The organism is Paenibacillus curdlanolyticus YK9, from assembly GCF_000179615.1.
Classification (GTDB): domain Bacteria; phylum Bacillota; class Bacilli; order Paenibacillales; family Paenibacillaceae; genus Paenibacillus_T; species Paenibacillus_T curdlanolyticus.
In genome coordinates this window covers 222,886-236,193 of record NZ_AEDD01000009.1, presented here as the reverse complement: position 1 = coordinate 236,193, position 13,308 = coordinate 222,886, and the positions used below count along the sequence as shown (strand labels likewise).

The 13,308-nt window shown below is 50.4% G+C and carries 10 protein-coding genes; 7 read left to right on the top strand and 3 right to left on the bottom strand.

The genetic code is table 11. From position 1 onward, the window contains the following. Positions 1-16 precede the first annotated feature (16 nt). Entirely contained in the window at positions 17-1,585 is a 1,569-nt protein-coding gene (locus tag PAECUDRAFT_RS17365) for an RCC1 domain-containing protein (protein ID WP_040713024.1), read from the bottom strand. A 163-nt stretch (positions 1,586-1,748) separates the two neighbouring features. Here PAECUDRAFT_RS17365 and rpiA point away from each other — a divergent pair, with 163 nt between their 5' ends. Then, positions 1,749-2,609, top strand: coding sequence for a ribose-5-phosphate isomerase RpiA (rpiA, locus tag PAECUDRAFT_RS17360; RefSeq protein ID WP_006039437.1), 861 nt, complete (start codon positions 1,749-1,751; stop codon positions 2,607-2,609). Positions 2,610-2,756: 147 nt separating this feature from the next. Next, positions 2,757-4,040, top strand: coding sequence for an ABC transporter substrate-binding protein (locus PAECUDRAFT_RS17355; RefSeq protein ID WP_006039436.1), 1,284 nt, complete (start codon positions 2,757-2,759; stop codon positions 4,038-4,040). A 422-nt stretch (positions 4,041-4,462) separates the two neighbouring features. On the opposite strand, the gene PAECUDRAFT_RS17350 is transcribed toward PAECUDRAFT_RS17355, so the two are convergent. After that, positions 4,463-5,677, bottom strand: a complete 1,215-nt coding sequence (locus PAECUDRAFT_RS17350; RefSeq protein WP_006039435.1) for an AGE family epimerase/isomerase — start codon at positions 5,675-5,677, stop codon at positions 4,463-4,465. Further along, positions 5,674-6,642, bottom strand: a complete 969-nt coding sequence (locus PAECUDRAFT_RS17345) for a glycoside hydrolase family 113 (protein WP_006039434.1) — start codon at positions 6,640-6,642, stop codon at positions 5,674-5,676. Before PAECUDRAFT_RS17345 ends, PAECUDRAFT_RS17350 begins: the two co-directional genes overlap by 4 nt. Before the next feature lie 361 nt (positions 6,643-7,003). Between PAECUDRAFT_RS17345 and PAECUDRAFT_RS17340 the strand changes: the two genes are divergently transcribed. The 5 genes from PAECUDRAFT_RS17340 to PAECUDRAFT_RS17320 all read left to right on the top strand — a co-directional run bounded on the left by PAECUDRAFT_RS17340 (position 7,004) and on the right by PAECUDRAFT_RS17320 (position 13,304). Further along, entirely contained in the window at positions 7,004-8,308 is a 1,305-nt protein-coding gene (locus PAECUDRAFT_RS17340; protein WP_006039433.1) for an ABC transporter substrate-binding protein, read from the top strand. Between the two features lie 119 nt (positions 8,309-8,427). Beyond that, positions 8,428-9,312, top strand: a complete 885-nt coding sequence (locus tag PAECUDRAFT_RS17335) for a carbohydrate ABC transporter permease (RefSeq protein ID WP_006039432.1) — start codon at positions 8,428-8,430, stop codon at positions 9,310-9,312. A gap of 2 nt (positions 9,313-9,314) precedes the next feature. Beyond that, positions 9,315-10,145 carry a carbohydrate ABC transporter permease gene (locus PAECUDRAFT_RS17330; RefSeq protein ID WP_006039431.1) on the top strand — a complete coding sequence of 277 codons (831 nt, stop codon included), beginning with the start codon at positions 9,315-9,317 and terminating at the stop codon, positions 10,143-10,145. A 197-nt stretch (positions 10,146-10,342) separates the two neighbouring features. After that, complete coding sequence (locus PAECUDRAFT_RS17325) at positions 10,343-12,241, top strand: cache domain-containing sensor histidine kinase (RefSeq protein ID WP_006039430.1); 1,899 nt, start codon at positions 10,343-10,345, stop codon at positions 12,239-12,241. After that, on the top strand, positions 12,234-13,304 hold the full coding sequence (locus PAECUDRAFT_RS17320) for a LacI family DNA-binding transcriptional regulator (protein ID WP_006039429.1): 1,071 nt from the start codon (positions 12,234-12,236) through the stop codon (positions 13,302-13,304). Before PAECUDRAFT_RS17325 ends, PAECUDRAFT_RS17320 begins: the two co-directional genes overlap by 8 nt. Positions 13,305-13,308 lie beyond the last annotated feature (4 nt).

Below are 13,308 nucleotides of genomic sequence, written 5' to 3'. Positions count from 1 at the left end.
ATCCTACCGACTTGCTTTATTTTAGATGAAACTGGATCGTGCGAGTGGACGCATCCCAGTGGGATGCAATTCCTAATGAGCGGCACACGAATTGGAACGGGAGCATGGTAATGCTGCTGGATGATGCACCGAATACGACGATTTCGGGCGGGTTCGTCATTTTGATGCCATTGACCGTGACTTGAGGGCCATCTGATGTTTGGAAGAAGGCGACAGATTGATCGCCACGCGTTAATGTCCACGTCGAATAGGAAGCATTATAGCTGTTAGGATCTGGCTTTGTAGTCGAATAAGAGACGTTCACGCCAAGCTCCTTCCATAACGCAGAGCGCGGTACCATGAGCGTTCCCTTGTAATAGCCCGCAGATAATGGCATGGAAACAGGCTGCCCGTTGACCACGAATCGAATCGGATCGGGAACGAGCTCCGGCTTGCCTTTGCTTTCCTCGGAGAAATAATGTCCTGCGCCAGGCAGGGCAGCTTCACCCCAAGTATAGAGCTTGCCTGCCTTATCCAGCGCGAGGCTCGAATCTGTACCTGCCGCGATCGATGTGATATGGGAGAGGCTTGAAACTTGCAGCACACGGTTCATTGCTGCGGGCGTACCCCCGGCTTGCCAGACTGTCCCGTCCGATCGCAGCCCAAGCAGATGAGAGGGACCGGCTTTGAGCGATACGATATGATTGAATCCTTTGACTTGCAACGGTTTGACGCTAACCGTTGATTTTTTGCCGGCGGGACCGAATTGTCCCGAATTGTTTTTCCCCCAGGCCCACACGGTGCCATCGGACTGCAAGGCGGCAGATACGTACTTAGCGGCTGCAATGCGGGTTACTTTACTTAATCCTTTTACCTGCTGCGGCAGGAATTGAAGCTCCTTGCTGCCATTGCCTATTTCGCCGTAATAGTTATAGCCCCAAGTCCAGACCGTGCCGTCCTTGCGCAGCGCCATGGCATGGTAATCTCCTGCATCTACGGCTATAATATCCGATAAACCTGGAACTTGTACGGGGATAGCTGCTTCAGTGGTCTCGCTATGTAAAAGATCGTTTCCCCATGACCACACCGTTCCGTCAGGAAGCAGCGCTAATGCTGCAGCACCGCCAAGCGATATGGATTGAACCTTTGGCGGGAGCCCGTTTTGCTTCTGATAAATCAAGTTATTGGCATCTGTCGCGCGTTCTGAGCCCGGGCATCCATTGCCGCTGCGCCAGACCGTGCCGTCTTGAAGAAGCACAAGCGAGCAAGCGAAGCCAGCTGCGGCTTGTTTGACGTTCTGCATGTCCGGAATGTAAGCGGGAAGATATTGATCATATACCGTGCCTAGGCCGAGCTGCCCATCTCGATTCCAACCCCATGCGGAAAGCGTCGCATCTGCACGGATAAAGACGGCGTGCCCATTGCCCACATCCATCGAAGTAATTTTAGTATGAATTGCGGGAGCAGTCGGGGATGCTGTTGCCGTGCCGGTCACTCGCGCTGCAGTTGAGGCTTGTTGTTCGGATTGCGCCAGTGCAACTGCAGAGGTTGACAAAAGAAATAGGCTTGCGATAAGCGATATTGCTAGCTTGCTGCATTTCATCATGGAACGTTCTCACCTCATATGGGAATAATTAACTCGCAATCAAGTAGACGCAGGTTCGGTAGGGAAGGTTGCTGACGAGTATTTTGTCGAGCTGAAGGATTCAGGACTTCCGAATGTCGAATGAGTAATCAACTAGGATGACGAAGAGAGGCTGTGACTTCATATGAATGCGAAACGATTGGCTGCTGAAAAAGCCGTGACCTATATCGACAATGGGATGGTTGTAGGGCTAGGAACAGGCTCGACCGCCTATTATGCCATCCATCATATCGCGAAGCGAGTTCAGGAAGGGCTGCGCATCCATGCAGTCGCCAGCTCGAAGCAATCGGAGACGCTGGCGCGCGAGCTGCAAATCCCGATCATTCCATTCTCGGACATCGAAACCATCGATATCAGCATTGACGGGGCGGACGAGGTGGATCCCCGGGGCAATCTCATCAAGGGCGGCGGGGGCGCGCTGCTGCGGGAAAAAATATTAGCCGTTAACAGCAACAAATTTATCGTTATCGTCGATGATTCCAAGGTTGTCCCCCAACTAGGCAAATTTCCGCTGCCGGTAGAGATTGTTCCCTTTGCATTCGAGCTGACGATGGGCAAGCTGAATCGGCTGGGGAGCAATGGAATACTGCGTATGCAAGGCGATCAGCCTTTTGTTACGGATAACGGCAATTATATCGTTGACTGTCATATGGAGCGCATTGCGGACGCAGCCCGACTAAGCGAGCAGCTGCATGCGATTCCCGGCGTAGTCGAACATGGCTTGTTTATCCAGCTGGCGGATACGATTATCGTTGGTTCCGAGGAAGGAGCCGAGCTGCTCAATCGGAATGGCGGTCAGAATTTGCAGCTGCCCGCCGGATTAGCGAAGCCAGCGCAACGCGCGCTTGCGGGTGCGGGCATTGGCAATCTGGAGCAGCTTGCCAAGCTGAGCGAGTCGGAGCTGAACCGGCTGCATGGCATTGGACCGAATGCAGTGCGTCAGCTGCGCCAAGCGATGGAGCATAACGGGCTTTCATTTCGCTAAGCTTGGGGAATGATAACAATAAGCGTTTTATCGGACGTTAGCCTAACAATTTTGATGCATTATAGTATTGACGTTCGGATTGTCGTATAATGATAGAAAGCGCTTTCTGGAGGGTTACGCTCATCAGCGCGCAAGGAGGAATGGTTTATGCACAAAACCGTCTGGATGATGGTCATCGTACTCGCCGTTTCCTGGGCGTTGGCGGGCTGCTCGAGTACGGAGGGGGAGAATCGTAACGCCGAAGCAGGCACGACTGCTGCTGGCTCGAATCGAAGCGAGACACTGACTGTGCTAACAAATCGGGTTGATTTGATTGAGAATGGCACCATGCGCCAATATGCAGCGCGATTCGAAAGCGAGCATCCCGGCACAACTGTCGAGTTTCAAGGGCTTAGCAATTATACCTCTGACATTATGGTGCGCCTGTCCACCCGCAATATGGGAGATGTGCTGCTGCTGCCAGCCAATCTGATGGCACAGGATTTACCGCAATATTTTGAGCCGCTGCCGAATGCCATGTTCGATTCGATTCGCTTTAAGGACTATAAGTCTTACGAGGGCATCAGGTACGGCATGGCGACCGGGGCGGCAACGATCGGGATCGTCTATAACAAGAAGGCGTTCGAAAAGGCGGGAATCCGCGAGCTGCCCACGACGCTGACGGCTTTCTATGCTGCGTGCGAGAAGCTGAAGAAGGCAGGGATAACGCCCGTATACATCAACTATGGGGCGCAATGGCCGATGAAGCTGTGGGGAGAAGAGCTGCTTGGGTTTATGACGGGCGACTCCTCTTATTTGAACAAAATGGCGGATACCGACAATCCGTGGCAGGTGGATAATGCATGGGGCAAGTCGATGAATATCGTTCAGACGCTGATTAATAAAGGGTACACCGAGTCGGGGCTGATTGCGAATCAGTGGGAAATATCCAAAAAGAAAATTGCTTCCGGCGAAGCGGCGATTTATTTCAATGGCAATTGGGTCATTAAACAGGTGATCAATGCAGGGGCGCATCCCGAGGATATCGGATTTTTCCCATTCCCTTATGATGATGGCCCTCAGCGCTACGCGCCGTTGGTGCCGGATTGGTTCATTGGCGTCAGTAAATTCAGCAGCAAGAAGCAGCTGGCGAAGGAATGGGTGGCGTTTTTCGTCAAACAATCGGGTTATGTAGAGGATGAGGGGTACTTGTCGGTAAAGGAAAATGAGAAAATTTCCGCTTTGCCGCAAGTTGAGCAGTTTCTTTCGTTCTCGCCGACATTCGTGGAGAGTGAGCCGCCGAGCGATCGATTCCTCCAAATCGCCGAGAAAGCGAATATATCGCTCTGGTCAGGGGAGTACATTCAAGAGTGGATCGCGTCCAAGGATTTGCGCAAAACGTTCGAGCAATACAACGAGAGATGGCGGGCAGCACGGGCGCTTGTGCATTAAGTGAGCAAGGATATCGCGTGCGAGTAGGCGAGAGGTTTTGATGTGAGAAGGGAGTCCCGAAGCTTACGCTTTGGGACTCCCTTTATTTTGTAACGGACCGTAGAGCCGTTATAGCCCTCGAAACACGCAGAATTGAAATGTAACGGACTCCACCGCCGTTATTTCGCCATTTTGGTGCTTGGTGAGGGCTGTTTGGGCCAAATAGCGGCCGCTCGGTCCGTTACAGCAAAAAGATGACTGATTAGGGTCAAATAGCGGCTCCTCGGTCCGTTACCGCAAGTCAAGTCGGCGTCACAGCAGCAAGAAGCATGTTGCATCATCAGAGCAAGTTGGCATCAGAGCAGCAGGCTGCACCAGAGTCAACACGGCGTCACCGGAGCAAGCCGCTTAGCCCTTGGTCCCGCGCCATCAAACCGTCAATATCATCGAGCGAGACGCTCCAGCATTTCGAAGCATGCTCGGCCGTTGTGGTAAGGGCATTTCCACGCGCCCACCTTCGGGTGGCCTTCCGTTGGAATGCCTTCGCGCGTGACGCTCCAGTACCATTCGCCGTTTTGCCGATCGATGAGGAATGATTCAATGAACTGCCACGATGCGCGAGCGGCTTGGGCGTACTGTTCGTCTCCGGTCATTTGGTAGGCGTTATAAAACCCGACGACCGCCTCGGCTTGCGGCCACCAATCTTTGTCCGTATCGATGAGGCCGGAGCGGTCCGCTTCGTTCGGAATGCCGCCGTCTGGGTCGACGCCTTCGCGCAGCGTAGCCTCAGCCATGGTTAACGCAATCGCTTTAACGGATTTCGTCAACGCTTCGTCTCCGAGCACCTCGGCCGCCTCAACAAGCAGCCAGCTGCCCTCGATATCGTGGCCATAGGAGATGTGGTCGGACTTGTTGTTCCAGCTTTCATCGAAAAACAGCTTAAAATGGCCGGTGCCGGCATCGACAATATGGTCAATCGTCACGTGAATGAGCGCTTCGAGCGAATGGCGAAGCTCCTCGGATGGCCATACCCGATACAAATTCGTATAACCTTCAAGCACATGCAAATGCGTATTCATCGATTTTTTCTCATTCAAGTCTTTATTGCTCAAGCTGAGCTCGTCTGTCGCGGTCCAATCTGCTGCGAGCGCTTCAAAGTAGCCGCCGTGAACGTTGTCGCGCCCGTGGCGTTCGATGAGCTTGAACAGGGCGATGGCCTCATCCAACGCTTCGCGATTGCCCGTGGCACGATAATATTCGGACCAGGCATAGATGGCGAAGGCTTGGCCGTAGACCTGCTTTTTATCCGAGGTCGGGTTGCCTTGCGCATCAAGCATCCAGTACAGCCCGCCATTACGCGAGTCGAAGAAGTGCTCCTTCAAGTAAACAAACGCGCGGTCCGCGATGAGCGCATAGGCCGGTTTGCGGTAAAGCCGATAGGCTGACGCGAAGGTCCACAGCATGCGCGTATTCAGGACGAGGCTTTTCTCTGCATCGGTCACCCGAATCATATCCTGCGTAATCTCGCCAATGAAGCCGCCGTTGTCGTCCAGGGCATGCTTCATCCAGAACGCGAGAATATTATTCTCCAGCTCCTGCCGTATCGCATGGGACCAATCCTGTTTCCATTGTGGTTGTGTCGTCATTGTCATCGTCATGTGATCGATTTCTCCCGTTCTGCTGTCTTTAACGTATAGTAGTCGCGGACGACGGTCTCCGCTTGCTTGCCGAACATGCAGTAGTCATCATTGCTCGAAGCTTCATTCTCGGCATACAGCTGGGCTGGCCAATCCCATAGCATGAAGCCGCCAACCCAGTCGCGCGTGCTGCAGCGGTCAAACGCCGTCTCAAAATAGCGCTTTTGGACCGACTCGTTTGGATCGCCTTGCAGGCCCCAATCATTCGGCAAATGTTCGGAGCCTTGGCGGCTCGGGCAACCTGCTTCCATGAAGAAGAACGGCTTGCCGTGCTTCTTAACGACCGCTTCGATGCGATCCAGCTGCTGATCCCAATCGTTGATCGGATAATAGCCGCTGGAGGAAATGACATCGACGGCATCCCACCAGCGCACCTGATCCTCTTGATATTTGTCGCAGTTATAGGTAACGATGCCGCTGTATACAGCTCTGACCTTCTGAATTAACGCGCGCCATTCCGATTCTCTGCGATCGGTCTGTACCATTTCGCAGCCAATGCACAGCATCTCGCAGCCGAGCTCTTCGGCAATCGCGGCATAATGCAGCATGAATGTAGTGTAGGAGGCGAACCATTCAGACCATTTGGGCTCGCACGGCACGTCATTGTCGAAAAAGTTAATATGCGCGCGCCATGTTCCATCCGTGCAATTGACGACGGGCTTCAGGCACACCTTAAGGCCATGTCGTTTCGCTTCGGTAATCATGCTGCGCACTTCCAGATCGGTTACCGTAGGTTCCTCTTGATACGCGATTGTTGTTGCTTGAGGATGCGCTTGCATTGCAGCGAAAGTGATAGCCGTCCAATTTACGTTCAGACGATCGACCATAAGCGCCATCGATTGGCGCGCTTCTTCGTTGTTCCAAGTGCCTCTAACGCCAGTCCAGCCCCATGTCATCCCGCCGATAAAGTGATCTAGCTTGCTCATGAACATCTCTCCGTTACTCATAATGAAAGGCTTAGTTGATTGCAAACTCAAATGAAGTTAGCATAACAAAAATGTGTTTTGTTATCACAAGTAAACATCAAGAACCCTCGTTTGGCAATAGGCTTGGGACAAAAAAATAATGTAAGCGATTAAATAAGCGAAGTCAGTCGGGAAATTACCTATATAAAAGGGGGAATGGTAAAATACAGCGCTTTCACATAAACCTGTTAGCTAGTTGTTATTATTGATGCAAAAGGTAAATTGAAGACCAGAAAACAAAACGTAGACCATTTTATCGATATCGATAAGGTTATATACTCAATTTGCAAGCGGTAACAAAACGATATGAGGGGGATAAAAAATGAAAAAGGCATTTTCGTTATTATTGGCAAGCGTTCTTATGCTAACAATATTAGCGGCATGTGGCGGAAAAGATAAGGAAGAAGTAAAGCCATCTGACAACGGCAACACAACGCCGACGACGGAAGCGACGGATAACAAGGGCGGGGAAGAGATTAAAGGCAAAATCGTTTTCCTGACGCAGCGCACGGACATGATCGGCAAAGAGTTTAAGGAATACAAAAAACGTTTTGAAGAGAAATACCCAGGCGTCGAAATTCAATTCGAAGGCGTGCTCGATTACGAGAAAACGTCGAAGGTACGGATCGCTTCCGGCAAATTCCCAGACGTTATTTTGATCGGACCAGGCATTGCAAACTCGGAATTCCCAAAATATTTTGCTCCGCTTGATGATATTCAATTCTCCGGCGACATTCGCTTCAAAGACTTGAAAGCGTTTGAAGGCAAAATGTATGGCGTTTCCTCCGGCAACAGCACGGTAGGTATCGTGTATAACAAAAAAGCATTTGCAAAAGCAGGCATCACGGCAATTCCTAAAACGCTTGATGAGTTTTATGCAGCGGCACAAAAGCTGAAGGATGCGGGCATTATTCCACTTGCTTCCAACTTCAAAGACAAATGGCCGCTTGATACTTGGGTTTACGACGTACCGACGATGATCGGCGGCGCATCGGATCACCAAAACAAACGCGCAGAAACCGACACGCCGTACACGATGGATGGCGTATATGGCCAATCGTGGTCCATTCTTCGTACGCTGCACGAGAAAGACTTGCTGGAGAAAGATATCAACTCGTCGAACTGGGAGAAATCGAAAAAAGACGTTGCGCAAGGCAAGTTCGGCATGTATTTGCTCGGCAACTGGGTCATCAATCAAGTCATTGAGAACGGTGCAGCATCCGAAGATATCGGCTTCTTCCCATTCCCTGCCGACAATTCAGGCTCGCTTAAAGCGCCGCTCAATCCGGACTGGTTCTATGCGGTTAACAAAGACGGCAACGTTCCTGCTGCTAAAGCATTCGTAAAATGGATGGTTGAGGAGTCGGGATACGAGGATTTCGCAGGCTTCATTCCGACGTTGACGACCAAAGAATCGAAGCTGCCGCAGCTGGCGGAGTTCAACAGCTACAATCCGCAATTTATCGAGCTTGGCGCATCGAACGATCTGGCGACTTCCATTCAAAATGACGCGCAGATCGATCAAAGCAAGTTCCTTCAAGAGTTCGTGCTTGTTAAAGATCCGCAAACGGTATTGGATAAGCTGAACAAGCAATGGGCTAAAGCGAAAAGCAAAGTAGCCAAGTAAGTTAAAGCGTACGCCGCCTAAGGAACGATGCTCCCGCTTGCGGAGCATCGATTCCCGATGCGGTGCGAAGCTCCTTCGAGCAGAGAGATATCTAGAGAATTTGGAGAGGATGGGATCCCATGCTCAGCAGGCTTCCTTTTGAAACGCAAAAAAGAATAATAATTGTCTCGTTTATCGCATTGCCCCTTCTCCTGCTGCTGACGTTCTCCTATTACCCAGCGCTTGAGCTCATTCGGCTTAGCTTTACGAACTGGGACGGCATGAGTCAGGAGAAAGATTGGATTGGCTTTGCTAACTATCGCGAAGTCTTTACGAATCCAGAAATTTTTGGCGTTTTTAAACATAATATCGCGTATTTCGTGGTTGGGATTGTGCAAAATATCGCGGCGATCTACTTCGCGATTGTGTTGAACGGGAAACTGAAAGGTCGTTATTTTTTCCGGCTGCTGCTTTTTCTCCCGTACATTTTGAACGGTGTAGCAGTTGCATATTTGTTCGGATACGTATTCGATACGACGGACGGATCGCTGAACTTTCTGTTAGGCAAGCTTGGGCTTGGCGGGGAAACGAGCTGGCTCGGTTCTGAATCGTTTGTGAATTACACGTTGGCTTCCATTGGCTTCTGGCGGTTTATGGGCTTTAATATGGTCATCTATCTGGCAGCGCTTCAATCGATCCCTGCCGATCTATATGAAGCGGCGTCCATTGACGGCGCGAACAATTGGCAAAAATTCCGTTTCATTACGGTTCCTAATATTTACAAAATCATTGAGCTAAACCTGTTCCTGACCGTAACAGGCGCGTTGGAAGTATTCGACCTTCCATTCGTCCTAACGAACGGCGGACCGGCTGGCGCGAGCGAGACCTTTGTTATGAAAATTATCGAGACAGCCTTCCAGTTTAACGACTATGGATTAGCATCAGCGATGAGCGTGGTCTTGTTGATAGCGGTTGTTGTTGTGTTGTCCATTCAGCGGTATTTCTTGAATAGAGGGAGAGACTAGCGATGACGAAAGCAAATCCGATATGGATCGGTATGAAATATATCTCGTTATTGATCGCGGTTTTCGTCGTCTTATACCCGCCTTATATCATTGTAGCGAATGCGTTTAAGACGCCGGACGAGTATTTGACGAAATCGACGATGTCGCTGCCGGACAGCTTTGTGCATTTTAGCAATTTTGCCGATGCGTTCAGCCAGGCGGATATGGGGCGTGCATTCGGGAATACGATCATTATCGTCTGCGTTACGCTTCTCTTGAACGTGCTGATCGGCGCCTCTTTCTGTTACGCGGTGACCCGATTTAAGTTCAAGCTGCAAGGGCCGCTGGTCGGTTTGTTCCTGTTTGCGACGATCATTCCTCAAATTACAACGCAGGTCATCAACTTCAAAACGATTCAAGGCTTGGGGCTGACGAATCATTTGATGGGACCGACACTGCTGTACGTTGGCGCAGATATTTTGCAAATATATATTTACATGCAGTTTATACGCAACATTCCGTACGATCTGGATGAAGCGGCGATGATGGAAGGCGCATCCTTGTTCAAAATTTTTTATGTGGTTATCCTGCCATTGCTGGGACCGGCAACGGCAACGATCATTATTTTGAAGACGATCTCGATTTATAATGATATGTTCACGCCGTTCTTGTACCTGACGAAGCCGGAGCTTGTCGTCGTATCGACCTCGCTTATGCGTTTCTTCGGTTCGAACAGCGGGAATTGGCAGATGGTTTCCGCCGCGATTCTTATCATCATGATTCCAACGGCTGTCATGTTCGTGTTCCTGCAGCGGTATATATTTGCAGGCGTTACCCAAGGTGCCGTTAAATAGCGTTAGCGCAAGTTAAATCATAAAGCTTTTGCCCGTTCATATACTGGCAAAAGCTTTTTTTATGTTTATTAGCATGATCATGCATATTGTTAGGTAAAAAAGCGTGTTGTACAATAACGATTAAGTGCATAGGCTACCGATATGTCGTATAATGTAGAGATTATTCGACAGAACAACGGGGCGGAAGGAATGTGGTGATGGAAACGAGACGATGGTGGAGGGGACTAAGATCTGCGCTGACTGACATGCCGATGGAACGCAAGCTGTTGATCGTGTTTCTCGGTGTGATTTCGTTGCCGTTAACCTTTATTGGATATCTTTCTTACTCGAATTACACCCATTCCATCGAGCGAACGACGGTGTCCTACTCCACAAACCTGCAGGAAGCGATGATGGAGCGCATCGACGATTATATCGAAGATATGATGCGCATTTCGTCCATTCCTGCCTATCAAGCCGAGATTAAACACAATTTGATACGCTCCAACCAATACTATGGACAGAGGATGAAGGCGAATTCGACATCGGTGACGGATTCGGTGCCGGAAGATTTTAATCAACTATTGTCCATTCAACGAGGCATACAGTCTTCGGTCAAGTTTATCAATAATATTAAACGCGGCGCGAATGTCGTCTACATTTTCGATGAATTTGGAAACGGATACTTTTCTACTGAGTCTGGCGCTGTTCGTCTGGATTTGGAGAAAAGCTATCGGCAATGGAAAGCGCAGGCGGAGCAATCTGGCGGTGAAGCGCTTTTGTTCGGTACGGAAACCTATACAAGCAATCTGAACAGCGTCAGAAGCGCCTTTACCGTCGTTCGTAAAATATTGGATGAAGCTTCGCTTCAGCCGATCGGTCTCATTGCAGTGGATGCGGATATTCGTGTGATCGAGGATCAAATTATCGATTTGGACAAGCTGACGCATGGCAAATCGTTCATTATCGATAAACAAGGCGGCGTTATTTACGATAGCGATAAAAGTCAGCTGTCAAAGCGAATCGACACCCCGATTATACGGCAAGCAAGCGGTAAAAGCGGCAGCTTCTATCAAACGGTTGACGGCCAAAAGCAGCTCGTTATTTATACGACGTCACCCGATACCGACTGGAAGCTATTCATTCTTATACCCGAACGGGAGTTAAACAAGGATTCCATTCGGATTCGAAACGCGACGCTGGCCGCTACCTTCGTCACTATCGGCGTTGCCTTGCTAATCTCGATCCTGCTGTCCTTCGCCTTAACCAAGCCGCTGCGCAAAATGATGCGTCTCATGCGGACCGTGCAGGAAGGGAATTTCAAGGTGCAGTTTCCGGTAAAGCACCGGGATGAAATCGGCCAGCTTGGCCATCAGTTCAACCGGATGATCGTTCGAATCGATCAGTTGATCCAGGACATCTATGAGATGGAAACGAAAAAGAACGAAGCGGAGATGCACGCGCTCCAAAATCAGATCAATCCTCATTTTATGTACAACACGCTCGAAACGATTCGCATGGTTGCCGAATTGAACGATGACGATGCCGCTGCGGATATGTTATCGGTGTTCGGCAAGCTGCTGCGATACAGCATCGGAGATGTGCGGGAGAAAACGACCGTCAAGGCGGAATTGGAGCATGTCCGCAATTATATCGAGATGCTCAATTATCGGTATCCGAACCGGTTTGACCTGCAGATGCACGCTGACCCGGCGTTCCATAACGTCCTTACGCTTAAGCTGCTGCTCCAGCCGATCGTAGAGAATGCTATCTACCACGGACTGGACGACCGCAAGGCGCGAATGCGTATTGCCATTATTGTTGAACATACCGAGCGCTTTCTCTTGATTCGTGTCGTAGATAACGGGCTCGGCATGACGGCGGAGACGCGCGAACGCCTCAATCGCTCCTTCTCTGGCATGGAGGTTAACGGAGAGAAGCGAGGAGGGATCGGGCTGAAAAATGTTTGTGAGCGCATCAAGCTGCATTACGGCCACAGCTACGGCATGGAAGCGCTAGAGGGGCTGGATGGGGGCACGGAGATTGTCCTTCGTTTGCCGGCCCCGCAATCGGAACTTGACACGCCATTCATTCATGGAGGGAAGACCAATGACTAAAAAAGTAACGATGCAGCAAATCGCGGATCATTTGGGCGTATCCAAATATGTGATCTCCAAAGCGCTCTCCGGCAAGAAAGGCGTCAGCGGCGCAACGCGAGACCGCGTTATCCAAACCGCGTCCCAACTCGGCTATTTCTCGCAAACCAGCGGCTACGTGAAGCCGATCAAGACTGTCCGTCCTGAAGAGACGCTCACGGAATCGGATGTAAAACAATCGATGTTTGTTCTGATGCCGAATATTCGGTTCCAAACGAAAGATTCCGAGTATTGGGGAAAAATACTCGACGGGATTACGAAACGCTTGGAGGAAAAAGGGATTGGCATGTTCATCGTGATGGAGCAGAACGTCGAAAGCTTCCTTCATTTGTTGAATCCAGAAGGCATTATGGGCTTAATCGGCGTAGGCGAGATCGCCACGTCCATGCTATTGGAAATTCATCGTCTAGGCGTTCCGATGGTTCTGGTTGATCATGAGGATCCATTGATTCCGTCCGATACCGTTTTCGTGAACAATTATGATTGCATGTACAGGCTGACCAAGCATCTGATCGGAATTGGGCATCGAAACATCAGCTTTATCGGCAATGACCGATATTCCAGAAGCTTCTTTGATCGCTGGAACGGATTCCGGAACGCAATGGAGGAATTCGATCTCTGGGTGAAGGATGACCATCTGACCGCGCTGGACAGCATGGAGCATTTTGATGAGCCGATCAAGGCTTGGGCTATGAGGAGGAAGAAGCTGCGATCGCTCCCGACGGCCGTGGTCTGCGCTAACGATTCGATCGCGATGGATGCGGCAAGAGCGTTCCGCGAATTAGAAATCGACGTGCCTGGCGAGATTTCCATTACCGGCTTTGATAACATCGATACCGTCAAACATACGCCTTCCTTGACGACGGTTAACGTCCCCAAGGAAACGCTTGGCGCGCGCGCAGTTGATAAAGTGCTGGAGCGTATCGCATATCCTAAGGAGCCGTTCGAGAAAATACTGATCAGCGGAGAAATGATTTATCGCGATTCCATCGGTTCTGCCAATTCGAAGGCCAGACTGCTATAGCGCA

Excerpts from the sequence above, each read along its gene's own strand:
- PAECUDRAFT_RS17365 (WP_040713024.1), bottom strand. The coding sequence starts at position 1,585 with ATGATGAAATGCAGCAAGCTAGCAATATCGCTTATCGCAAGCCTATTT.
- rpiA (WP_006039437.1), top strand. The coding sequence starts at position 1,749 with ATGAATGCGAAACGATTGGCTGCTGAAAAAGCCGTGACCTATATCGAC.
- PAECUDRAFT_RS17355 (WP_006039436.1), top strand. The coding sequence starts at position 2,757 with ATGCACAAAACCGTCTGGATGATGGTCATCGTACTCGCCGTTTCCTGG.
- PAECUDRAFT_RS17350 (WP_006039435.1), bottom strand. The coding sequence starts at position 5,677 with ATGACGATGACAATGACGACACAACCACAATGGAAACAGGATTGGTCC.
- PAECUDRAFT_RS17345 (WP_006039434.1), bottom strand. The coding sequence starts at position 6,642 with ATGAGCAAGCTAGATCACTTTATCGGCGGGATGACATGGGGCTGGACT.
- PAECUDRAFT_RS17340 (WP_006039433.1), top strand. The coding sequence starts at position 7,004 with ATGAAAAAGGCATTTTCGTTATTATTGGCAAGCGTTCTTATGCTAACA.
- PAECUDRAFT_RS17335 (WP_006039432.1), top strand. The coding sequence starts at position 8,428 with ATGCTCAGCAGGCTTCCTTTTGAAACGCAAAAAAGAATAATAATTGTC.
- PAECUDRAFT_RS17330 (WP_006039431.1), top strand. The coding sequence starts at position 9,315 with ATGACGAAAGCAAATCCGATATGGATCGGTATGAAATATATCTCGTTA.
- PAECUDRAFT_RS17325 (WP_006039430.1), top strand. The coding sequence starts at position 10,343 with ATGGAAACGAGACGATGGTGGAGGGGACTAAGATCTGCGCTGACTGAC.
- PAECUDRAFT_RS17320 (WP_006039429.1), top strand. The coding sequence starts at position 12,234 with ATGACTAAAAAAGTAACGATGCAGCAAATCGCGGATCATTTGGGCGTA.